The sequence below is a fragment of the Pseudomonas sp. PWP3-1b2 genome (assembly GCF_049896045.1).
In the GTDB taxonomy this organism is placed as follows: domain Bacteria; phylum Pseudomonadota; class Gammaproteobacteria; order Pseudomonadales; family Pseudomonadaceae; genus Aquipseudomonas; species Aquipseudomonas antarctica_B.
Window position 1 is genome coordinate 96,176 of sequence record NZ_JAFCTN010000007.1, and the last position, 19,849, is coordinate 116,024.

24 protein-coding genes and 1 tRNA gene are annotated in these 19,849 nt (G+C 56.9%); 9 read left to right on the top strand and 16 right to left on the bottom strand.

All coding sequences use genetic code 11. The features are described from left to right. Positions 1–11 precede the first annotated feature (11 nt). A complete protein-coding gene (locus tag ACP7A2_RS07045) occupies positions 12–905 on the bottom strand; it encodes a LysR substrate-binding domain-containing protein (RefSeq protein WP_348056614.1) in 894 nt (297 codons plus the stop codon). Between the two features lie 144 nt (positions 906–1,049). Here ACP7A2_RS07045 and ACP7A2_RS07050 point away from each other — a divergent pair, with 144 nt between their 5' ends. Beyond that, positions 1,050–2,078: an amino acid ABC transporter substrate-binding protein gene (locus ACP7A2_RS07050; RefSeq protein ID WP_375070321.1), complete on the top strand. Its 1,029-nt coding sequence runs from the start codon at positions 1,050–1,052 to the stop codon at positions 2,076–2,078. On the opposite strand, the gene ACP7A2_RS07055 is transcribed toward ACP7A2_RS07050, so the two are convergent. The 5 genes from ACP7A2_RS07055 to ACP7A2_RS07075 form a co-directional block, all read right to left on the bottom strand. Further along, entirely contained in the window at positions 2,079–3,092 is a 1,014-nt protein-coding gene (locus ACP7A2_RS07055) for a diguanylate cyclase domain-containing protein (RefSeq protein ID WP_426133630.1), read from the bottom strand. Between the two features lie 140 nt (positions 3,093–3,232). Continuing rightward, a complete protein-coding gene (locus tag ACP7A2_RS07060; protein ID WP_426133631.1) occupies positions 3,233–5,131 on the bottom strand; it encodes an alkaline phosphatase family protein in 1,899 nt (632 codons plus the stop codon). Positions 5,132–5,549: 418 nt separating this feature from the next. Beyond that, positions 5,550–7,778 carry an ATP-binding protein gene (locus ACP7A2_RS07065; protein WP_426133632.1) on the bottom strand — a complete coding sequence of 743 codons (2,229 nt, stop codon included), beginning with the start codon at positions 7,776–7,778 and terminating at the stop codon, positions 5,550–5,552. Continuing rightward, positions 7,775–8,389: a biliverdin-producing heme oxygenase gene (locus ACP7A2_RS07070; RefSeq protein ID WP_426133633.1), complete on the bottom strand. Its 615-nt coding sequence runs from the start codon at positions 8,387–8,389 to the stop codon at positions 7,775–7,777. The genes ACP7A2_RS07065 and ACP7A2_RS07070 overlap by 4 nt, the downstream gene beginning before the upstream one ends. Before the next feature lie 193 nt (positions 8,390–8,582). Beyond that, positions 8,583–8,963: a response regulator gene (locus ACP7A2_RS07075; protein WP_426133634.1), complete on the bottom strand. Its 381-nt coding sequence runs from the start codon at positions 8,961–8,963 to the stop codon at positions 8,583–8,585. Between the two features lie 165 nt (positions 8,964–9,128). On the opposite strand from ACP7A2_RS07075, the gene ACP7A2_RS07080 reads away from it, so the two are divergent. Then, positions 9,129–9,503, top strand: a complete 375-nt coding sequence (locus ACP7A2_RS07080; protein WP_426133635.1) for a c-type cytochrome — start codon at positions 9,129–9,131, stop codon at positions 9,501–9,503. 503 nt (positions 9,504–10,006) lie between these two features. Here ACP7A2_RS07080 and ACP7A2_RS07085 read toward each other — a convergent pair. The 3 genes from ACP7A2_RS07085 to ACP7A2_RS07095 all read right to left on the bottom strand — a co-directional run bounded on the left by ACP7A2_RS07085 (position 10,007) and on the right by ACP7A2_RS07095 (position 11,215). Further along, the gene (locus tag ACP7A2_RS07085; protein WP_426133636.1) at positions 10,007–10,225 is read right to left on the bottom strand and encodes a colicin E3-like toxin immunity protein; all 219 of its coding nucleotides are present in this window, start codon (positions 10,223–10,225) and stop codon (positions 10,007–10,009) included. Positions 10,226–10,286: 61 nt separating this feature from the next. Then, positions 10,287–10,511 carry a DUF7683 domain-containing protein gene (locus ACP7A2_RS07090; RefSeq protein ID WP_426133637.1) on the bottom strand — a complete coding sequence of 75 codons (225 nt, stop codon included), beginning with the start codon at positions 10,509–10,511 and terminating at the stop codon, positions 10,287–10,289. Next, complete coding sequence (locus tag ACP7A2_RS07095) at positions 10,508–11,215, bottom strand: colicin E3/pyocin S6 family cytotoxin (RefSeq protein WP_426133638.1); 708 nt, start codon at positions 11,213–11,215, stop codon at positions 10,508–10,510. The genes ACP7A2_RS07090 and ACP7A2_RS07095 overlap by 4 nt, the downstream gene beginning before the upstream one ends. 537 nt (positions 11,216–11,752) lie before the next feature. Here ACP7A2_RS07095 and ACP7A2_RS07100 point away from each other — a divergent pair. Beyond that, positions 11,753–12,007, top strand: a complete 255-nt coding sequence (locus ACP7A2_RS07100; protein ID WP_426133639.1) for a hypothetical protein — start codon at positions 11,753–11,755, stop codon at positions 12,005–12,007. A gap of 129 nt (positions 12,008–12,136) precedes the next feature. Here ACP7A2_RS07100 and ACP7A2_RS07105 read toward each other — a convergent pair whose 3' ends face one another. After that, positions 12,137–12,508 carry a PH domain-containing protein gene (locus ACP7A2_RS07105; RefSeq protein ID WP_053257892.1) on the bottom strand — a complete coding sequence of 124 codons (372 nt, stop codon included), beginning with the start codon at positions 12,506–12,508 and terminating at the stop codon, positions 12,137–12,139. Between the two features lie 133 nt (positions 12,509–12,641). Between ACP7A2_RS07105 and ACP7A2_RS07110 the strand changes: the two genes are divergently transcribed. Continuing rightward, entirely contained in the window at positions 12,642–13,277 is a 636-nt protein-coding gene (locus tag ACP7A2_RS07110) for a LysE family translocator (protein WP_426133640.1), read from the top strand. Here ACP7A2_RS07110 and ACP7A2_RS07115 read toward each other — a convergent pair. Then, positions 13,274–13,603 carry a hypothetical protein gene (locus ACP7A2_RS07115; RefSeq protein WP_426133641.1) on the bottom strand — a complete coding sequence of 110 codons (330 nt, stop codon included), beginning with the start codon at positions 13,601–13,603 and terminating at the stop codon, positions 13,274–13,276. The two genes, ACP7A2_RS07110 and ACP7A2_RS07115, sit on opposite strands and share 4 nt — an antisense overlap. A 222-nt stretch (positions 13,604–13,825) precedes the next feature. Here ACP7A2_RS07115 and ACP7A2_RS07120 point away from each other — a divergent pair, with 222 nt between their 5' ends. Then, on the top strand, positions 13,826–14,749 hold the full coding sequence (locus tag ACP7A2_RS07120; RefSeq protein ID WP_426133642.1) for a hypothetical protein: 924 nt from the start codon (positions 13,826–13,828) through the stop codon (positions 14,747–14,749). Next, the gene (locus ACP7A2_RS07125; RefSeq protein ID WP_426133643.1) at positions 14,746–15,030 is read left to right on the top strand and encodes a hypothetical protein; all 285 of its coding nucleotides are present in this window, start codon (positions 14,746–14,748) and stop codon (positions 15,028–15,030) included. The genes ACP7A2_RS07120 and ACP7A2_RS07125 overlap by 4 nt, the downstream gene beginning before the upstream one ends. Before the next feature lie 2 nt (positions 15,031–15,032). Here ACP7A2_RS07125 and ACP7A2_RS07130 read toward each other — a convergent pair whose 3' ends face one another. From ACP7A2_RS07130 to ACP7A2_RS07145, 4 genes are all read right to left on the bottom strand, one after another. Beyond that, positions 15,033–15,497: a hypothetical protein gene (locus tag ACP7A2_RS07130; protein WP_426133644.1), complete on the bottom strand. Its 465-nt coding sequence runs from the start codon at positions 15,495–15,497 to the stop codon at positions 15,033–15,035. 152 nt (positions 15,498–15,649) lie between these two features. Beyond that, entirely contained in the window at positions 15,650–16,030 is a 381-nt protein-coding gene (locus tag ACP7A2_RS07135; RefSeq protein ID WP_426133645.1) for a cupin domain-containing protein, read from the bottom strand. 232 nt (positions 16,031–16,262) lie between these two features. Further along, complete coding sequence (locus ACP7A2_RS07140; RefSeq protein WP_426133646.1) at positions 16,263–16,685, bottom strand: hypothetical protein; 423 nt, start codon at positions 16,683–16,685, stop codon at positions 16,263–16,265. 141 nt (positions 16,686–16,826) lie between these two features. Continuing rightward, a complete protein-coding gene (locus ACP7A2_RS07145) occupies positions 16,827–17,297 on the bottom strand; it encodes a hypothetical protein (RefSeq protein ID WP_426133647.1) in 471 nt (156 codons plus the stop codon). A gap of 190 nt (positions 17,298–17,487) precedes the next feature. On the opposite strand from ACP7A2_RS07145, the gene ACP7A2_RS07150 reads away from it, so the two are divergent. Then, entirely contained in the window at positions 17,488–17,787 is a 300-nt protein-coding gene (locus ACP7A2_RS07150) for a hypothetical protein (RefSeq protein ID WP_426133648.1), read from the top strand. Between the two features lie 317 nt (positions 17,788–18,104). After that, positions 18,105–18,410, top strand: coding sequence for a DUF3077 domain-containing protein (locus tag ACP7A2_RS07155; RefSeq protein ID WP_426133649.1), 306 nt, complete (start codon positions 18,105–18,107; stop codon positions 18,408–18,410). Between the two features lie 179 nt (positions 18,411–18,589). Here ACP7A2_RS07155 and ACP7A2_RS07160 read toward each other — a convergent pair. Then, positions 18,590–18,674: transfer RNA gene (locus ACP7A2_RS07160), tRNA-Leu, on the bottom strand. Between the two features lie 108 nt (positions 18,675–18,782). Between ACP7A2_RS07160 and queA the strand changes: the two genes are divergently transcribed. Then, positions 18,783–19,847, top strand: coding sequence for a tRNA preQ1(34) S-adenosylmethionine ribosyltransferase-isomerase QueA (gene queA / locus ACP7A2_RS07165; RefSeq protein WP_426133650.1), 1,065 nt, complete (start codon positions 18,783–18,785; stop codon positions 19,845–19,847). The last annotated feature ends 2 nt before the right edge of the window (positions 19,848–19,849 follow it).

Genomic DNA, 19,849 nt, shown 5'->3' on the forward strand with positions numbered 1-19,849 from the left:
CCGGGTCATTATTAAAAGTCGGGATGTGCCTTTACATAGCTCACCATCCAGTTCAGGAAGGCTTTCACTTTGGGAATGTGACCGGCGTGTTCTGCATGGGCGATAAAGTGCGCACCGGCGCTGGGCATCGTGTAATTCCACGGGATGGTCAGGCTGCCGTTAGCCAATTCCTCGGCCACCAGGTACTGCGGCACCAACGCCACGCCGTAGCCCGATTGCGCGGCGCGAATGCACATGTAAAACGTGTCGAAACGCGGCCCGTGGTAGCTGTTTTGCGAGTGCAGGCCCTGTTCCAGGAACCACTCATGCCAGGCTTCCGGGCGCGAGGTGCATTGCAGCAAGGTGTGACGCGAGGAAGCATCGCTGCCCTTGGCGACAAACCCCGGCGCGCACACCGGCACCACGGCTTCGCGAAACAACTCGATGCACGTCGCCCCCGGCCACGAGCCCTGGCCGAAGAAGAACGCGATATCGGCCTTGGCTTGCAGCACATCGAACGGTTCCAGTTCGTTGCGCACATCCAGGTGGACAGTCGGGTGTTTGGCCGCAAAATCCTTGAGCTTGGGCACCAGCCAACGGTCGCCGAACGTCGGCTGGGTGGCGATGCGCAGCACTTCGGTTTCGCCACCGTAGGTGAGGATGTAGCGGCTGGAGATATCCACCTGATTCAGAATTTTGCGCACTTCGGCGAGGTACAGCGAGCCCGCCGGCGACAGGTACAAACGCTGGCGCACGCGTTCGAACAAGTTATGGCACAGCATTTCTTCAAGCTGCGCGACCTGTTTGCTCACGGCACTCTGGGTCAGGTGCAGCTCTTCGGCGGCGCGGGTAAAACTCAGGTGGCGGGCGGCGGCTTCGAAGCATTGCAAGGCAGTCATCGAAGGGGTCAAGCGTTTTGAGATCATGCAGTTCATTCCAAACAGGAAGGAGCCTTTGCCTAAAGGTCGTTTGTGGCAGGCGTGTAAAGCCGTCGATACTGCCCGGCGACACTATAAACCGGCGCGGGCGGTGCGGCGCCGAATAATAAGGAATGACAGGGAGTGCCTCGCATGAAAAAACTCAAGACCACTTTAGCCGCCCTCACTGCCGCTGCGGCCGTGGGCCTGGCCGCCAGTGCCCACGCGGGCGTGACCCTGGATGCAATTCAGAAGAAGGGGTTTATCCAGTGCGGCGTCAGCGACGGCCTGCCAGGTTTCGGCGTGCCGGACAGCACCGGCAAAATGACCGGCATCGATGTGGACGTGTGCCACGCAGTTGCGGCGGCCGTGTTTGGCGACGCATCAAAAGTGAAGTTCAGCCAGTTGACCGCCAAGGAGCGTTTCACCGCGCTGCAATCGGGTGAAGTCGATGTGATCTCGCGCAACACCACGTGGACCAGTTCTCGCGACGCGGGCATGGGCCTGGTGTTCACCGGCGTCACCTACTACGACGGCATCGGTTTTCTGGTAAACAACAAGCTGGGTGTTACCGCCGCCAAACAACTCGACGGCGCGACCGTGTGCCTGCAAGCCGGCACTACCACCGAGCTCAACGTCTCGGACTATTTTCGCACCCATGGCATGAAGTACACCCCCATCACCTTTGATACCGCTGACGAAAGCGCCAAAGGCCTGGAGTCCGGGCGCTGCGACGTGCTGACCACCGACCAGTCGGGGCTTTACGCGCAACGCATCAAGATGGCCCACCCGGATGAGTTCGTGGTGTTGCCGGAAGTGATCTCCAAGGAACCCCTCGGGCCGCTGGTGCGCAAGGGCGATGACGAGTGGTTCAGCATCGTCAAATGGACGCTGTTTGCCATGCTCAATGCCGAAGAAATGGGCATCACCTCAAAGAATGTCGAAGAGCTGGCCAAAACCACCAAAAACCCGGACATCGCACGGCTGCTGGGTACCGATGGCGAATACGGCAAAGACCTGAAGCTGCGCAAGGATTGGGTGGTGCAGATCGTCAAGCAAGTGGGCAACTACGACGAAGTGTTCGAGCGCAACATCGGCCAGGGCAGTGTGCTGAAAATCAAGCGCGGGCTTAATGCACTGTGGAGCAACGGCGGTATCCAGTACGCGCCGCCGGTGCGCTAGTTACTCCGACACAACGTCCTTCCCCGCTGCCTTGGACCGATACAGCGCTTGATCGGCACGCGCCATCAGGGCAGCAGGGGTTTCACCACTACATCGCTCCACGACGCCCAGGCTCAGGGTGACTTTGAAGCCGCCTATGGCGGGCACTTGGGTGACTCGTTGACGAATCCTTTCGGCCAGCGCCCTTGCGTCGGCCAGGCTGCTGTCGGGCAAGACCACCACAAACTCATCGCCGCCCCAACGCGCCAGCAGGTCGCCCGGGCGCACACACGCCTCAATAGCCCGCACCACGCGTATCAGTGTTTGGTCACCGACCGCATGACCGTACCGGTCATTGATCGGCTTGAAGTCATCGATATCCATGGCAACCAGCGCCAGTATTTTCTGGAAGCGTTCGGCGCGGTCACACGCTTCGAGCAGCACGTTGTCCAGGCGATAGCGGTTGGCAATGTGGGTCAGCGTATCGCGCTCGGCCAGGGAGCGGTTTTCATCCAGCTGCGCCTGCAATCGCTGATTGACCCGCGACAGTTCGCGCGTGCGCTCCGCCACCAGCGCCTCGAGGGACTGGTTGCGCTGCTCAAGCTGTTCGAAGGAGGATTTGCGCAGATGAATATCGCGATGGGCACCGACCATGCGCGCCACCGCGCCGTCGGGGTTACGCGCAATCACGTAACCACGGTCTTCTACCCACAGGTAAGATCCGTCTTCCTTGCGGCAACGGTATTCGACTTGATAATGGCTCGCGCGTTGGCAGATGTAGTCGTCAAACACCGTCATGACTCGTTGATAGTCATCGGGGTGAATCAGGCTCTCCCAGGTGAACACGCTGTTTTCCAGGGAGTGACGGGGGTAGCCGAGCATTTCGTACCAGCCCGGGTTGCGGTACACAAAACCGGTGTTGGCGTTCCAGTCCCAGATTCCGTCGCTGACCAATTCCATGACGGCATGCAGCATGTCAGCGTTGAGGTCGGAGAAATCGTTCCTCAACGGCTTATTGTCGGATGTATCGTCCATCTTCTCGCTTCCCTGCGTGCGCTGGCTCTTAAACCAGTCTTCGTTGACGCCGATACTCCGTGGCTGGCACTACTGTACAACGGGGGCGGTAAGTAAAGAACAGAAGGTTCGTGCTGCTTTAGTGAGGTGGCGATGAGCTATTACTTGGGCGCCACCATTCTCGTGCTCGGCCTCCCATCCGCGTTGTGCTGGTAAATCTTCTCCGGCTGGCCCTGTTCATTAAAAAACACCTGGCCCATTCCCGCCGAGTTCCATAACTGTTCACCGGCTTCGGCATGCTCGGGAATATGCGGCACCACCTGCATGGGGCGGCGCCGGGTGAACCAGTTGAGCGGTGAGCGCGGTGAGTAGAGCCAGCGGTTGAGGCGGTCGAACCACTCCAGCAATCGCGGGGGGAATTCATTCTTGATGCCGCTGCTGGTGATCTGCCAGATCCTGGGGCCGGCGTTGCGGTGGCGGATCAGCACTTCGTAGACGAACGAGTAATGCACGTCGCCCGAGAGGATGACGTAGTTACCCGGCGTGCGCGAGTGACGGAAAATGTTGAGGATCACCTGGGCCGCGCCGCGGTGGGCCATCCAGTTTTCGGCGTCCACCAGCAGAGGGAAGCCGCACCAGCTGAAGACCTTTTGCACAGTTTCGATCAGCTTGACGCCAAAGATCGGCGCCGGTGAGACGATGATCGCCGAGGGGTGGTCCAGCAGCTCCTGTTGCAGTTCGCTCAAGGCTTCCCAGTCCAGCAGGCCGGACGGTTGCTTGAGGGTGAACTCGCTGCGCCAACGCCGGGTGCGGGTGTCGAGCACCACCAGCGCGGGCGTGGTGGGCAGCACGTAATGCCAATGCTGGAATTTGAGCAGTGTTTGGAGCAGCTCATCCTGCGCGGTGGCGTTGAGATGATTGCTTTGCGTGTGGGAGGTCAGCGCCTGGGTTTGGCCTATCAGCTCGCCAAACACATCCGGCTGGTTGCCCCAGCCCTGGCACAGCAGATAGGCGAGCAGGGCATTGCCGATGATGCGTTTGGAGAAGGGATGCCCGTAGGCGGTTTGTTCCCACTGGGCGCTGAGGTTCCAGTCGTCGGTGATGTCGTGGTCGTCAAAGATCATCAAGGTGGACAGGTGCGCGAAGACCCGCGCGGCACCCGGCAACCCTTCGCGAAACCGATCAATCTGCACCTGCTCAAGGGCATAGCGTTCATGCTCGTCGGCTTTCAGGTGCGGCAGTTCGGGAGTGATCAGCGTCCAGGGCGTCGGTGACCACACGAGCAAGTACATCGCGATTACTTCGGCGAAGGTCACCAGGTGATTGTCGGCCGTGCTGCTGGTAAAAATCGGCTTCTTCACGCCGCCAAAAAACCGTTCGCGCAGGGTTTCATTGCTGTCCAGCGCCGGTAGCAGGTCGGCGCGATGGTAATAGCTGGCGCGATGCCCATAGAGGCTGACGCTGTCGTCGACCACGGCGCCTTCCAGGTATTCGTCAAACAACCCCAGGCGCGCGATCAACGCATGAATTGCTCGCAGCATGGGGCCTGCGACATCGTCGGCGTAAATCTGGTCGCCGCTCATCATCAGCAACGCCGGGCGTTCGGCGGGGGCAGGTGCAGCTGCCAGCAGGCGGTCGACACACAGCAAGCCTTCGTCGGCGCGGTGGTGGGGTTTGCGACAGGAACCGTGGACCAACTGGTGGATGCGGCTGTGCAGAACGAAATTCGGAAGGCGTGCATCGCTGTACAGCAAGTGCGGCGCCCACTCGGCTATGCCGACGCCGTCAATCAGCAGGTCATAGGCAATGGCCACGTCCTGGGGCAGTGCATCGCTCAGCGCTACATCGATCAGGTGAATATAGGCGTGGCGCCCAACGGCGACGATTTGGCAGTGCTCTGCGCCAAGGTCGACAGTGCGCGTGGGGCCCTGAGGCACATACAGCCTCAGGGTCATTTCCACAGCACGACTTGCTGCGATCCACAGGGTCAGGCGCTGCGGTTCAAGGCGCCGTAGCAGGGGGCCCGCAAGCACGTCGGGCAGTGTGTCTGGCTGTGACATCAAAGAAGCGGCTCACACAAGTAGAGCAGAGCAGGATAACGCGAGGGATGTCAGTGTTTTGTTAACGCAGTGCAGCGCCAGGCGCTCATCAAACAGTTCGCCGACCTGACCGTGTCAAAGCAGCCGACCCTGCCCCAGTGAGTCCAAAGACGATGTGTACGACTGCTTGTTTTCTGCCGCTTGAGTGCCGGTGGTCGTCACCGGTTTTTCCACGGGTTTGGCGGGAGGTTGAGTGGCGGTTATAGCCTGGTTGAGGGTGTAGGTGTGGAGCGTGGTACCGATCATGGGAAAACCTCTGACTCAATTGAAGGAAAGGGCTGTCGCATCAAGACTCCTTTTGAGTGCGCCCTGACTCAGTGGCAGTGGCCGGGATGAACGTTCCCGGCCACGCGTATCCGCATGTGTTGCACCAGACGCTTCAGTTCGACTTGGGTACGGTAAACCTGAACTCGCTGCCTCGGCCCACCTCACTTTGCGCTTCAATCCGTCCACCGTGGGCCTGGACGATGCCTTGCGTGATATACAGCCCCAGCCCGCTGCCGGTGGGGTTGTTTTCGTTCTGAGTCCAATAGCGATCAAACACATGCGGCAGGTGTTCCGGCGCGATACCTTCGCCGGAATCGCGCACCGAAAACACGATTTCCTCAGCGTTGCTCATGGCGCTGATCCCGATATTGCCCTGGCGCGGGGTGAACTTGATGGCGTTGCCGATCAGGTTCGACAACACCTGGAACAGGCGCTCCGGGTCGGCATTGATCTTCAGGCCGGGTTCGGCGTTGAACGACAGGTCGATGCCTTTCTCCATGGCCAGCGGCGTCAACAGCGAGTAAGCCTCTTCGAACATCTGGCTCACATCCAATTGCACCGGCTTGACCACATAGCGCCCGGCCTCGATTTTCGAGGTGTCGAGCAAGTCTTCCAGCAACACATTCATGCGCCCGGCGGCCTGCTGCATGGTGTCGATGGCCGAAGAAATCCGCCGCGATGTGTGTGGGCCTTCAGAGCTGAAGGCCTTTTGCATCATGCCGCAGAGCATCGAAATCACGGTCATCGGGTTGCGCAAGTCGTGGGACACCACCGCCACCAGCTCATCACGCGCACGCACGGCCTGTTGCTCGCGCAGCACTTGGCGCGCCAGGTCATTTTCCAGGGCCGAGCGGCGCAGGTCATTGGCGGCAAACAGGTCGCCGTGGCTCCACTTGGTGGAGATACCGGCCATCTCGACTTTCCAGATTTCAAACGAAGTGCGCGGGCGAAGGCGCATGCCGGCGTCGAAGTTTTCCAGGTCCAGAGGCTTGTTGGGGTTGCCGCTCCAGTTGATGTTCTCTTTCACTTCCGGGCGGAACCACAGCACACCGTTGTCCACCGGCTTGGGCAAACTCATGGCCAATACGCCACTTGCGACCTGCTGATACTCGGCGGCGGGTGGGTACACCGACGCCAGGTTATGGCTGGAAAACACCGGCTCGCCGGTCTGCATCAACCACTTGTGCAGCGCACGAATCTGCGCCGGTTCCGGGCAGTTGCCGTAGCGGTGCAGTTGTTTGTCTTCGATGATCGCCACGCCGCCCGACACGGCCAGGTCCATCAGCCACTGCGGGTGCTGGGCCAGGCCTTCAAATACGTTTTCATCGCAGGCTTTCATCGCCTGATCGAGCAAGGCCAGCGTCTCGACTTTCTCATCGCGCTGGCGGCTCAGCTCCAGGGCTTCCATGGCGCTGATCTGCAACGACAGTACTTGGCCAATGGTCTGGCAGGTGCTGCGCAATTCACTCGGTACCAGCAGCGGCTCGCGGTTGCCGCAACTGATCAGGCCCCAGAGCTTGTCGCCCTTCATCAGCGAAATGCTCATGGACGACAGCACGCCCATGTTCTGCATGTATTGGCAGTGAATCGGCGACACACTGCGCAGGGTGGCGAAGCTCAAATCCAGCGGCTGGTCGGTGTCGGGGCGCATTTTGGGCAGCAGTGGCACCGGCTCATAGGCCGCATTCGGGATAATGCGCAGCCAGTTGGTGCGGTACAGCTCGCGGGCCTGCTCCGGAATATCCGACGCAGGAAAAAACAGCCCGTTGAACAGCTCCATGGAAGGCGCCGAGGCTTCGGCGATCACTTGCCCGTGGCCCTCGTCTTCAAAACGGTAAATCAGCACGCGGTCGTAACCGGTGATGGCCTGGATTTCATTCACGCTGATTTCATACAGCGCCTGCAGGGTTTTCGCCGACTGCAGGCGTTGCAGCATTTTGCCCAGGTCACTGGTGCGACCGTTCAGCGCGCGGGGTTTGAAATCGTCAAGGCGCGGCTCGAACTCCAACACCAGCACGTTCTGATGGCGATGCAGCAGGCCTTCGAAATCGGCGCCGTTGAGCGTGACATGCAATGGCGGCGCATCAAAAAACACGTTGTTTTCAGCCATCGACTGCACGGCCTTGGCCGGCTCGACGCCAATCAGCGTGTACAACGGCTGGCCCAGCAATGCTTCAGGCGCACGGTTAAACAGCGTGGCGACGTTCGCGCTGATCTGCACGATGTTCAGCTCGGGCTCCGACAAGGTCATCAGCACGCCGTGAGGCTGAATGGCTCCCGGGAAGCGAATGGGTTCGTCGGCACAGTTGGCAAGCAGCTCTTCAAGAACGTCGGGTTTCATAGCAATACCTCCCGGCGTTCGAGCCAATGCTCAAAGCCGCTGAATGTTGAACAGGCTGCCTCCACCGCGCGTTGTTTGGCGGGAGCGTCCAGGGGCAGGCTGCCCAGGTAATCGAGAAAATCTTTCCAGCGCCGACCGGTCTCGGCGCCATACACATTGAGAAAAGCGCCGCCGTTGTTCGCGTCCACGTTCAGACGCTGGGCCATTTCTCGGCGCAGCACTTGGCCGCCCAGGGTCGCGCCTTCGAGCACATACAGGGCGCCGAGGCAGGCGGCGGGGGTATCGAAATTCGGGAGCGTGGCGCAAACCGGCAGGGCGCCAATGGCGTCGTCGTCCAGGCCGAGGGCGTAGAGGTCATTCACCAGGGTTGGCGTCTTCACACGCAGCACTTGATCGAATCCATCGGGGATCAAGCCGCTGTCGTACAGCGCCGCTTCCATCGGCCCATAAAACCCGTAATACGCCTGGAGCAAACGCTGATACCAAAGGGTATCCAGGCGCTCGGAGAAAAACGGCAAGCGTTTTTCCAGCGCTACATGCAGCAGGCCGGTGCCTGTGCGCAACGCTTCCAGCAGTGAGGGCACACCAACGTCATGGGCCTGTGAATGCATTCAATGCGCTCGAACTGTGGGCCTCTAGGCCATGAATGACGCGTAAATGGGCGACGATTCTACACAACTCAATGCCGTCAACTGAACGCACAAGGCGAAAAGGTTGACCGGATGATCAGAAAAGTCGCTCCTTGCATTCTCAAAGACCACAGGGCCTGCGCCGAAGTTCGGAAAAAGTGATATCGCGACGCTATCAATGCATGGAAATGCCCTGTTGGGTCAGCGCCGTTTGCACACACTCAATCAGGTGCTCAGTGCTCCACGGTTTGGGCAAAAAACGCACCGAACCGCCCAACTGCGCAGCTATCTTTGTATTTCCGGATGTCAACACCACCGGCACTGAAGGCCAGCGATGGGCAACCACGCGGCTCAGGTCATAGCCGTTGAGCAAACCCGGCATTTGAATATCACTGACAATCAGGTCAACCGGGTCGTCTTCACGCTCCAGGTAAATCATCCCTTCATCCGCCGAAGGAAAAGAAGTGACGACCGCCCCAAAATCTTCGAGTACATCCACCATTAACGCACGAATGATTTCGTCGTCTTCCAAAACCAAAATCGATGGCTGAGCCATGATCCTTACTCCTCCATCAGGGGTTCATAGAGGTGGAGTGGGGCGCGATTGCAAGAGTTTCGATATGAAAATTTTTTGCCGATGGATGGTCATTTTGTCCTGCGGTTTAGTGTCGTGCGCTGCCTTGCAGGCATAATTGCCCGACCGTTGAAAGTGGAGCCCCCCATGAAGTACGCCTTACTCACCCTTGTTCTGATCCTCAACACAGCCCCGGCCTTCGCTGCGGGTGATGCCGAGGCCGGCGGCAAACTCTTCAGCAAAACCTGCGGCGGCTGCCACAGCGTCGGTGAAGGCGCGCGCGGCGGTTTCGGGCCGGAACTTAACGGGATTATCGGGCGACCTGCGGGGACGACCTCCGACTATCAATATTCGGATGCGATGAAGAACTCCGGCGTGGTGTGGACGCGGGACAAGCTCGCGGCCTATATCGAGGCACCGAAGAAAGTCGTCAGTGGTACGCGCATGATTTTTTGGGGGATTAGTGATCAGGAGAAGATCGAGAATATTCTGGCGTACCTGGAGACGTTTCAGCCCAAATAATCAGGCTTGGTCAGTGTTCAACGACCGGGTGCTCAACACGACGGAAATACCACACCGTTGAACGTGTGAGTGCAGCAGTCGCAAGATGGCTTCATTTGTTCGGGCGTCAGGTGGGGGTTCACCTTTTGCAGCAGGCCTGTTTCGTCGACCCATAAGCCGCTGAAATAGTGGATTCGCCTGTACACATATACTCTTTCTTGTCGCTTTCATGCAGCGCAACCATCCAGAACACAGGCTCCGGCCGATCCAGGCGGGCGTTGGCCTCGCTGAACACTGTGTCCCATGACTGACCCACTTTGGACAGGAGAAATCGGAATAGCGGCGGGTAGTCATAACCGTGTCGTTGGTGGCTATGCATTGAACCTCGGGTGGACACTCAGCTCTTTTCGCTTTTTGTGTGCCGTTCATAACGGTATGCGCAATAGCTACCGTGGCGCACACCGTGGGTTCGGGTGTTGACTGAGCGGTAGAGGAGGGGCTTTTTGATTGTGGGCCTCATGGCATCAGTACTCCTTTCTGGTTTTTTTGGGCGGTGGGGGCCAGGTGCCCTGGTAGTGGAAAGAAATTTGATAGTCGAAAAGGTTGGGCGCTATTACGTGCTGGAAATGGGGTTGGAGGATTGCTATCCAAATCGCAAGAGCATTGAAAACGTCGGCATATATCGCAGTCTCATCGCTCAAGTCTAGTGCTTCGAAAGAGCGCAATCTGATTCTCACGGCCATTTTTTTGCACACCTTTCTGTCGCTGAAATCGACAATTTGGGTTTTCCGATTCCTGGAACTACTAGGCGTCGCACGCCAAATACAGCGATGCGTTTTTTGGAAGAACTATTGATGTAAGTTTTTCAATGCCTTCAATTTGCTGGGCGGTAAGCAAGTAGTCATAGACACATTCGTGTTCGTTCTCCCAACCCATAACTGGCAGCAAATCGGCAGCTTTCAGGTTGAGAGGAATTTCAGTCGAAATATTCTCGCTTCCCGCCGGGACGACGTAGATCAGGTGTTTCATGGGTCTATCCTTCTCGTGTTTTTTGCGTCTTTGGTTCGTTCACCTGTTATAGGGTCGAATTCGCCCAAATGCTTCCCTCGCTTGTTGTACTTCTCGACCTTGCCTCGTTCGAAGTCCCACTCGTAGATAAAGCCATGGGGATCCTTCCAGCGGGGCCTAAGATGGCCTCCGCCCGTAACTCCGGTTTTGGACGGCGCGCGTACAGCCTCAGGAAACGCAGTTAAAAACCGTGGACTCGGTTGATACTTGTGGTCCCCTGGCCGAACACTCACCACCACATACAGCGGCCGAACCCCCGACTCCACCGGAAACACCAAAATAAAATCCCGGTACTCCGGCGGATAAATCGGGTTCACCAGAATCTGCGCCGCCTTCTCCGTGGGTGGGTAAATCCATATCACCGGCGCTTGCGGCGCAGCCTCCAATGCCGGAATGCCAAGGGTGTCTTCCGGATCAACTGCAGGCGTCCAGATCAGCTCCAGCGGTACATAACCGGTGGGGTCGGTGTAGCGAGTGATGCCGTCTGGCAATTGGCAGGGTTTGGTAAAGGTGCAGCCAGGAAGCTTGTCGGGCGCAGGTGTTTGGGTGGGTTTCGGGACTAACACATCAATCGATGGCGAATAGGGCGCACGCGCCGGCTGCCGGGACAGGATTCGCCGTCTGAGTTGTTCTTCTTCGGTGAGAGGGTAAAAGCGCTCTGACATGACAGGCTCACTTCCTTGTGCGAGGGAGTGAGCCTACGAGGGCGGATTGGAAGGTGATGTCGGCTTTGTTCGATGGTGGTTGTGGGAAAAGGTGTCTTATTCCTGGCGATTTCTAGAGCGGGTAGTTGCGCTCGTTCATCTGCGCATTCACTGCGTACGTTCTGCCCTGCGCCCCGTAACCTGGCAGCGAGTAGGACCGTTCTAATTTCCACCAGAGGCTATCTTCAGCATCACCGCGTTTGCTACGGTTTCATGCTAAATGTCAGCCCTTTCAAGGTCTTTGGAAATCTGTCTGATAGGGCGAACACGATGCCTGTGGCGAGCGGGCTCGTCGCACCGCTCGCGTTGGGCTGCGAAGCAGCCCCAACAGCAGCCGAAGCGTGCCTGACTCACCGCATTCCTCCTTCGCAGTGGTGACCACATCGACCTGTGGAATGGCCAGCGGTTGACGGATTGGATGAGCTACCCGCGTATTCAGTTGGGATTTTCGATTGAGGGGACGTTCTCGGATTATCACGAGTCCAGGGAGATATGGTTTTGGAAAGTTATTTGAAGGTGCTTAAGGGCGTCGCGTTCGTGGTTTTGGTGACCGTGGTAGCGGTTGCGGTGTTTAACGGGGCTTATGTGGCGGTATCGATTTACTTCAGTCCGTTTTATGAAGGAGATGCGGAGCAGAGTCGGAATTTTGGGATTTGGTTGGTGGGGAATGGGGTTGTTGTTTTGGGTGCGTTGGTGAGTGGGGCGGTTTGGTTTTGCAGGTATTTCCGCAGGAAGCAGGTGAAAGTTTTCTAGTGATTGCGGGCGGAATTCATTGGGTGTTTTAAGAGGCCAGCTCCCACATATTTGATCGGCGTGCACCCGCTACACCGTGTAGGCAGTGAAAGAGACCTTGGAGCGCCAAGGTCTTTTTTTGCCTGCTGATCAGCTCAGCAGGTGCTTGGAAATGATCCGGGAGATTTCAACGATTGAGGTCTTGCCGGTGAATTCAAACTTCACTTTCCCCAGCGACGAAAAGTAAATCTCCAGCTCCGAGTCCAGGTCAAACGTTCCGGAGGTTTCCACCGAGTACGCCACGATATTTTTGTATGGCAGCGAAGTGAAGTCCTTCTTGCTGCCGGTAATCCCCTGCACGTTCACGGCGATGATGCGCTTGGTGGTGAAGACCACGCCGTCGCGCATGGCTTTGTAGGCGTCGATCACTTCTTCGCCGTCGAGCAGCAGGGCCGAGACGCGTTCGGCGTATTCGTTGTTTTGTTTGAGCTTGAAAAAGCCTTTGTTGTTGAAGTCGATCATGTGCCTGTCCCTGGGTAATTGGTGTGGTGAACACTTGCGCTTGTGTATGACGTTTTGCTGGCGGATCTGTATCTAACGGTGGCCTATTCGACGCACTACCATGGCGCCCGACAAAAAAATAAGGAGCGCCACCATGCCCGAACTGTCCAGCTTGCTTGCCTACGGCCTGATCTCTCTCGGCATGGTGCTGACGCCTGGGCCGAATATGATTTACCTCATTTCGCGCTCGATTTGCCAGGGGCGCACGGCCGGTTTGATTTCGCTGGGCGGCGTGGCGTTGGGTTTTGTGGTTTACATGCTGTGTGCGGCGCTGGGGATTACCGCGTTGGTGATGGCGGTGCCCTTTGCGTATGACGCGCTGCGGCTCGGCGGCGCGTTGTATCTGGTTTATCTGGCGTGGCAGGCGGTCAAGCCGGGTGGGCGCTCGCCGTTCCAGGTGCGGGATTTGCCCAAAGACAGCCCGCGCAAGCTGTTCATGATGGGCTTTGTGACCAACCTGCTGAACCCCAAGGTGGCGGTGATGTATGTGTCGTTGCTGCCGCAGTTCATCGAACCGAACGGCCATGGCAGTGTGCTGACGCAGTCTTTGATATTGGGCTTTACACAGATCGCAATCAGCGTGAGCGTTAATTCGGTGATCGCCATTATGGCGGGTTCCATCGCGGTGTTTTTCGTCACTCGGCCGGGTTGGCAGGTGGTGCAGCGCTGGCTGATGGGGTCGGTGCTGATGGGGCTGGCGGTGCGGATGGCGGTGGAAGGGCGGCGTTAAAGGATGGCTTTCAGGTAATCCTTGAGTGCGTTGAGTGGGGCGTTGAGTTCTTCCAGTGTCGATGCTTGGCAAACCTCCACCGCAAGCCGTTGCAGCTCGCGACCCATCACGGTACTGGCGCCGCCCAAGGATCCGAGCGCCAATGTCAGGCACTCATCCAGCTTCACCTGAATCCCAACCAAATCCCCCTGACGCACCAACAACCCAAACACCTCCCGCTGATACCCATCCATCACCCAATCATCCCGCAGAATCGGGCTTGCGCCTTCGGTCTCGTGCACCAGTTTGAGTGCAAAGAGCGCAACAGCTTCCAGCGTCAATTCCATGTTTCGGGTTCCTCGGTGATGTGGGCGGTGCGCGATGATTACTGTTCTGCGGGTGAAAAAAAAGCCTGAACCACTGCCCATTTTTCGAGGAACGATATTAATTAGCCATGCTCCAAACGGCGTGCCAAGCTTACCCGCATACCGGATGGACAGGGCGCAAAGCTCAAGCTGCGCCGCGCAGCCCGCAGCGCTTTCTACTCAATGACAAGGACGCACACATTCATGCAGTCATCTTCTACTCATGCTCCTTCCGCTACCGGCGAACTGGTCGCGACGTTTCGTCAGGGCAAAGCCTTTTTGATTTTCAGCCTGATATTGGCCGCTGTATTTTTGGGGCTTGCCGTGTTCGTTTTCTATCTGAGCACGATTGTGCCGATGGGCAATGATGGCCCGGTCAGTATTCAGACGTCCCGAGGCATGACCCTCAATTTCGCCAGCCAACACTCCGTGTTTTATTTCACGACCGGTTTGTTGGCCGTTGTGGGGCTGTTCATAGTGGGTACCTACTTTAGGCAAAAGAAGCTGCGTAATACCCACTACGAAGTGTATGAAAACGGTCTGCTGCGCATCACCAAAGAGCAACGCGACTACACGCCGTTTGCTGAAATTGACGACCTGTACTTGTTCAGCTCCGGGCAAACCGTATTGACCGGCCTGATCACAAACCTGGCCTATCGTCGTAATGCCGCAGAGCCGTTTCATCGGGTGCTCGAAACCCTCAAAGGCTTTCAGAAGTTTCAGGAACTGGTTCGTGAGTTGCACGTACGCGCGCGCCTGCCGGCTGTTGCGCAAACGCTGGAATCGGGCGGCGGCGTAACGTTCAACTGCATCAATTCAAAGCAGGTCTGGGGCAAGCGAATGACCGGCAACTTCCTCAAAGTCACCACGTCGCCAATCGTTGTGCACCGGGATTTCCTCGAGTACCAGGGCAACAAAGTACCGATGTCGTCGCTGCGCACGGTAGACCTCAACGCCTGGACCGAAAAAGTGGTGATCAAGGACGAGAACGGCAAGCCCGTATTGTCGACCATCGCCACCGGCATCCTGAGCCATGACCTGTTCCTCAATACGCTCGATGTCGTGTTGGCAGTTGAAGAGCAGGCACGCGCGCCAGCAGCGGAAACGTTTGAGATGAACACCAAATGATCTATCGCGGCGCAGGCTGGCTGACCTTGTTCACACCGGTAGCCATGGTGCTGTTATTGATGTGGCTGTGGCCGGATCCCAGCGTAAAGCCCGGTGATACATCGCTTATGCAATTTTTGATGGGTGCGGGTATGGGTTCAGCCATCAACGTGGTGCTGGGCTTTGTGTTGAATCGCCGGGTTCACGCCGATGGTGTGCGCCACCACTTCTTTTTCATGCCTATGCAGTGGCCGGCGCTGGCGATAGCGGTAGTCTGCGCATTGATTGCCTTGCTGAAATAAGCTTACCGACCGCTCGGCAAGGGCGGTCGGGTATCGAGTTGTTCGAGGCTTACACGGTAGGTGGTGTAAGTGTCGCCGTCTTCCAGGTAGAGGTCGCTGTGGTAACGCATGACTGCGCCTTTGAGGGTGATGTGCAGGCCGTTGGCGACACGCTGGATGACCACGTCTTTCAAGTCGGTGTCCGAGACCAGGAAGGGCGGGGTCTTGCCGAGGCGCACTTTCATCGTCTCATCATTGCCGCCGCCGTTGTTGACGTAGAACCTCAGGCTTTTGGGCTCATCGGGGTTCCTGGCGTCTTGAACGATGTAGATCGACTGCCCCGGAATGAAGTCTTGCTTCAGGACGATCTCTGACGGCAGCGCCGGCTTGTTCGCGAATGCGTAGATGAACAGCGCTGCAAGGCCAATTAACACGGCCCAGCCCAGGTACTTTTTGAGGCGAGCCCGAAGGCTTTGCGGCTGACTCATAACTGCACCGGGCGACTGTCAGCCGTACTTTGGCTCGACGTGCCTTGGGGTGTCGCCAGCTCGAAAATCGGCATGATCGGGATCTTCCTTGAGGGACAGCGCTAGATCATAACGGTTTGAAAGGGCCGGCGACCTCAAGGAAGTGCCAACCCTCAGATCCACTGATCATTCACGGCGGTATGGTCCCCACCTTCATGCCCAGTGTTCAAGATGCCCCGAGGCTCAATCATCATCAGCTTGGCTTCGCCTTCGGCGGCGGTTCGGTGCTCTATGCCGCGAGGGACTACGTAGAGTTCACCGGGTGCCACATACACCGGGCCGTCTGGGAGGTCGATGCGCAGGGTTCCTTCGAGTACCAGGAACGCCTCGTCGGTTTCGGGGTGGGAGTGCCAGATGAATTCGCCTTCGATGCGTACTACTTTGAATTGGTAGTCGTTCATCTCGGCGACGACGCGTGGGCTCCATTGTTGGTCGATTAGGGAGGCTTTTTGGGTGAGGTTTATGGGTTTTGTTGGGGGCTTTGGCTGGACCATGACGGGGACTCGGGTGGGTGAGGGGGTCAGGTTAGCGAGGGAAGGGATGGGAGGGCTTGAACGATCCTGCAAGTTGGTGAGGGTGGGGGACGATCACTTTTAAGGACGTGCTTGTCCGCTTTCGGCCAAAAGCTGCCGGTTACCAGAGGCTGAAAGCTGGCCCGAAGTAAGTATCTAGTCACCGCCCCTCGGACCCATCGTAGTGAACAAGGTGAGTGGTTTGAACCATTTACTAGCTAGAGGTAATCGCAAATAGATTTTTGCACAAATAGGCATCCTCTCTTGGAATAAAATCTTCAGGATTTTCATTGCAGTAAAATGCTTCGAAAACGTGGTTGATAATTTTCTTTGCTTGGTCCGTAGAAAGGATGCGCGTGTCTATCAGGTCAAGAAGGGCATCGGCTATCTCGTTTAAACTAATGCAGTATTCTTCAGCAGCAATCCTAAGCAGTGCTCGCATTTCCCTATATTCGCCATCTGAATTTACGTTGTTTTTCAGGAACTCAAGTGGCTCTTTCAGAATTTCAAAAGGATAATTTTTTTGATATCTGTCGCAGTACCCTATAAGGGCTCGCCTGACGTTCACTCCATCGAATTTTTTAGAGCTAGTCTCTAACAGTGCATTAATTTTCGTATTAGCTATCCAGCTTTTCATCGCGAAACCTACCGTGCTTAGCGCTTACAGGGAGCTCGACTGGCGGCTCTTGGCTGACAGCTGTCAGCCTCTCATCGTTAGAGGTGCTCGGCGTACCACTCGACAAATGGCGGGCCAGCTCAGCACAACGGTTGAAACTGGCTAGGAAAGCGTTACTCCGCCGTTTACAGTGTCTTGAATGACGCCATTCACCTTGCGACCCAACAAGGTCAGCACTTCAAAAATATTTGGGTCGGACGGATCAACTGCCATGCCCAACGTGGATACAGTTATCGAAATCCCATCACTGATCACTTGATCGGGAGCCGTTGTCTGGATAGCCAGTCTAGCGTCACATTCGATAATTTTTTTTGCGATTTCAGATTCTGGGTCAAGACTCTCCCACTCGATAATTTCTCGAATTTCCTCAGGCACCCAGTCAGGATCATTTTCTATCTGAATCAGAAAAGGAATGGGGGTATGCACTAGCAACTGTGGCAGCACAACTCCATAGCCGCTCCATTGAGTTATTGATACACGCCAAGAGAGGTTCTCACGCAGGTATTCAGCCAGCAATGGCAGAGACAGATCCAGCTGTTTGGAGTTGTAGCAGATATGTGCCGAGCTGATCATTATGGTCTTAGACTCCATCGGTGGGTATGCGGTGATAATAAGACTTCGGTGCAGCTCGGACAATTTCGTTGCGCTCATTGGCGACCGGCAGCTATCGACCCATAGCGGTCTTTCGCTTTTGACAGTCTGAAAGTTTACGTAACCTCGCGAAATCCGTTCGCACATTCGTTGTAATACCCAGGATATCTTTATGCAGACTGCTCAAACCAGGCTACTCGCGCTTGCACTGATAGAGATCAGGACGTTGCTTGCTGATTATCTGGGCAGTGATATAGATGCTCCAATGAGCGTCCGTGTCGCGGCCCATATGGCCTATGCGCTCCACAATGAGGCGGAGGCTGCATACAGCAACGCTGATTTTCAACTCGACTGTGCGACCCAGAAAATAGCCGTAATTGATCAAATTCTTGGTGTTTCGGATGGAGCCGCATTGCTGAGTAGATTTGACGTGGAAGACAAAATCAATCTGGATGACGCCCCGCCTAGATGACCGCTTCTGGCCGAGTGCAGCCTGTCGGGGTATCCCTTACCTGGTGAGGCGTAAATAAGGAGCGGCCACGATTTTATTTCCTCCGACCCTCGCCTGATCCTGGTCTTCCTGCCGGAAACCTTTCGCCACAGAACCTGCCTTCCAGTCCCGGCCGCTCCTGCGCTAACTTCCACCGTCGCTTCCAATCCGGCGACCGGACCTGATAATCCGAGAAACAATAGGCTCACTTAATTAGGAGCTTAAGCAATGAGCGTTTCTGATAGGTCGTACCCACGCAATTCCTCAATCCAAACCTCCACCCATCTTGGAGGTGCCCAATGATCAACCCACCCCTCAACAAAACCCTCGGCATCATCACCTTCTCCACCTGCTGTAAACAGCCCAACCTCCACCACCTATTCCGCGTCAATTCCGGCGTACCCATTCGCGATGCTCTCGAGCACGCCTCCGAGCTTCTCCAGTGTTCAAAAATGCTGGCATTGGATGCAGCCATGGACAACAGCGCGGATCGCTATGCCTGGGCCGCACATTATTTGGGTGAGATGGCGAAGGCGGTGGTGGATGATTTGGCGAATGAAATGTTGCCGAATGGGGTGGAGGAGGGGGAGGGGGTTGGTGTGTAGGCAGGGGATTTGAAGTGTTGGGGCTGGCGTCTTCGCAGCGGTGCGACGATTCGACAAGCCAGCTCCCACAGTAGATCGTGTTTCGGGTGGACAGTGGGTGGTGAGCAGTGAATGCGCTGGCCACCCACTTTTCTACAGACGAAAAAAAAGACCTTGAATTTCAAGGTCTTTCTTTAAGATGGTGCCCCGAGGGAGAATCGAACTCCCACTTCTTTCGAAAACGGATTTTGAATCCGCCGCGTCTACCAATTCCGCCATCAGGGCTCAATGGCGGCGAAGTATAGAGATGAGATTACCGTTGGTCAATCACGTTTCATGGTCTATTTTCACTATTTCCGCTAGACTTCCCGCCCCTGCTAGACGAACCCCATCATGCGCGTTGCTGACTTTACTTTTGAGCTCCCTGATTCGCTGATCGCTCGCCACCCTTTGGCCGAGCGTCGCGCCAGTCGACTGCTGACCCTGGACGGGGTGAGCGGTGCCCTCGCACACCGTCAATTCACTGATTTGCTTGAGCATTTGCGCCCAGGCGATTTGATGGTGTTTAACAATACCCGGGTGATTCCGGCACGGCTGTTTGGCCAGAAAGCGTCCGGCGGCAAGCTGGAAATTCTGGTGGAGCGGGTGCTGGACAGCCATCGCGTGCTGGCCCATGTGCGCTCCAGCAAGTCGCCAAAACCGGGTTCGAGCATCCTCATCGATGGCGGTGGCGAGGCCGAGATGGTCGCGCGCCATGATGCGTTGTTCGAACTCAAGTTTGCCGAAGAGGTGTTGCCGTTGCTGGAGCGCGTCGGCCATATGCCGTTGCCTCCTTATATAGACCGCCCCGACGAAGACGCGGACCGCGAGCGCTATCAAACGGTGTACTCCCAGCGCCCCGGCGCGGTGGCCGCGCCCACGGCCGGGCTGCATTTTGACCAGCCGCTGCTGGATGCGATTGCCGCCAAGGGCGTCGAGAGCGCCTATGTGACCCTGCACGTGGGGGCCGGCACGTTTCAGCCGGTGCGTGTGGATAACATCGAAGACCACCATATGCACAGCGAGTGGCTGGAAGTCAGTCAGGAAGTGGTGGACGCGGTTAACGCGTGCAAGGCGCGCGGCGGTCGAGTGGTTGCCGTGGGCACTACCAGCGTGCGCTCGCTGGAGAGTGCGGCGCGCGACGGCGTGCTCAAGCCGTTCAGTGGTGACACCGATATCTTTATTTTTCCGGGCCGGCCGTTCCATGTGGTCGATTGCCTGGTGACCAACTTCCATTTGCCGGAATCCACGCTGTTGATGCTGGTGTCGGCATTTGCCGGTTATCCGGAAACCATGGCCGCCTACAGGGCCGCCATCGACAATGGATACCGTTTTTTCAGCTACGGTGATGCGATGTTTATCACCCGTAACCCTGCGCCGACTGCTCCCAAAGAAGCGGGCCTTGAGGAACCACTATGAGT

Bases quoted from the DNA above. Each gene is read 5' to 3' on its own strand.
- ACP7A2_RS07045 (WP_348056614.1), bottom strand. From the start codon at position 905: ATGATCTCAAAACGCTTGACCCCTTCGATGACTGCCTTGCAATGCTTC.
- ACP7A2_RS07050 (WP_375070321.1), top strand. From the start codon at position 1,050: ATGAAAAAACTCAAGACCACTTTAGCCGCCCTCACTGCCGCTGCGGCC.
- ACP7A2_RS07055 (WP_426133630.1), bottom strand. From the start codon at position 3,092: ATGGACGATACATCCGACAATAAGCCGTTGAGGAACGATTTCTCCGAC.
- ACP7A2_RS07060 (WP_426133631.1), bottom strand. From the start codon at position 5,131: ATGTCACAGCCAGACACACTGCCCGACGTGCTTGCGGGCCCCCTGCTA.
- ACP7A2_RS07065 (WP_426133632.1), bottom strand. From the start codon at position 7,778: ATGAAACCCGACGTTCTTGAAGAGCTGCTTGCCAACTGTGCCGACGAA.
- ACP7A2_RS07070 (WP_426133633.1), bottom strand. From the start codon at position 8,389: ATGCATTCACAGGCCCATGACGTTGGTGTGCCCTCACTGCTGGAAGCG.
- ACP7A2_RS07075 (WP_426133634.1), bottom strand. From the start codon at position 8,963: ATGGCTCAGCCATCGATTTTGGTTTTGGAAGACGACGAAATCATTCGT.
- ACP7A2_RS07080 (WP_426133635.1), top strand. From the start codon at position 9,129: ATGAAGTACGCCTTACTCACCCTTGTTCTGATCCTCAACACAGCCCCG.
- ACP7A2_RS07085 (WP_426133636.1), bottom strand. From the start codon at position 10,225: ATGGCCGTGAGAATCAGATTGCGCTCTTTCGAAGCACTAGACTTGAGC.
- ACP7A2_RS07090 (WP_426133637.1), bottom strand. From the start codon at position 10,511: ATGAAACACCTGATCTACGTCGTCCCGGCGGGAAGCGAGAATATTTCG.
- ACP7A2_RS07095 (WP_426133638.1), bottom strand. From the start codon at position 11,215: ATGTCAGAGCGCTTTTACCCTCTCACCGAAGAAGAACAACTCAGACGG.
- ACP7A2_RS07105 (WP_053257892.1), bottom strand. From the start codon at position 12,508: ATGATCGACTTCAACAACAAAGGCTTTTTCAAGCTCAAACAAAACAAC.
- ACP7A2_RS07110 (WP_426133640.1), top strand. From the start codon at position 12,642: ATGCCCGAACTGTCCAGCTTGCTTGCCTACGGCCTGATCTCTCTCGGC.
- ACP7A2_RS07115 (WP_426133641.1), bottom strand. From the start codon at position 13,603: ATGGAATTGACGCTGGAAGCTGTTGCGCTCTTTGCACTCAAACTGGTG.
- ACP7A2_RS07120 (WP_426133642.1), top strand. From the start codon at position 13,826: ATGCAGTCATCTTCTACTCATGCTCCTTCCGCTACCGGCGAACTGGTC.
- ACP7A2_RS07125 (WP_426133643.1), top strand. From the start codon at position 14,746: ATGATCTATCGCGGCGCAGGCTGGCTGACCTTGTTCACACCGGTAGCC.
- ACP7A2_RS07130 (WP_426133644.1), bottom strand. From the start codon at position 15,497: ATGAGTCAGCCGCAAAGCCTTCGGGCTCGCCTCAAAAAGTACCTGGGC.
- ACP7A2_RS07135 (WP_426133645.1), bottom strand. From the start codon at position 16,030: ATGGTCCAGCCAAAGCCCCCAACAAAACCCATAAACCTCACCCAAAAA.
- ACP7A2_RS07140 (WP_426133646.1), bottom strand. From the start codon at position 16,685: ATGAAAAGCTGGATAGCTAATACGAAAATTAATGCACTGTTAGAGACT.
- ACP7A2_RS07145 (WP_426133647.1), bottom strand. From the start codon at position 17,297: ATGATCAGCTCGGCACATATCTGCTACAACTCCAAACAGCTGGATCTG.
- ACP7A2_RS07150 (WP_426133648.1), top strand. From the start codon at position 17,488: ATGCAGACTGCTCAAACCAGGCTACTCGCGCTTGCACTGATAGAGATC.
- ACP7A2_RS07155 (WP_426133649.1), top strand. From the start codon at position 18,105: ATGATCAACCCACCCCTCAACAAAACCCTCGGCATCATCACCTTCTCC.
- queA (WP_426133650.1), top strand. From the start codon at position 18,783: ATGCGCGTTGCTGACTTTACTTTTGAGCTCCCTGATTCGCTGATCGCT.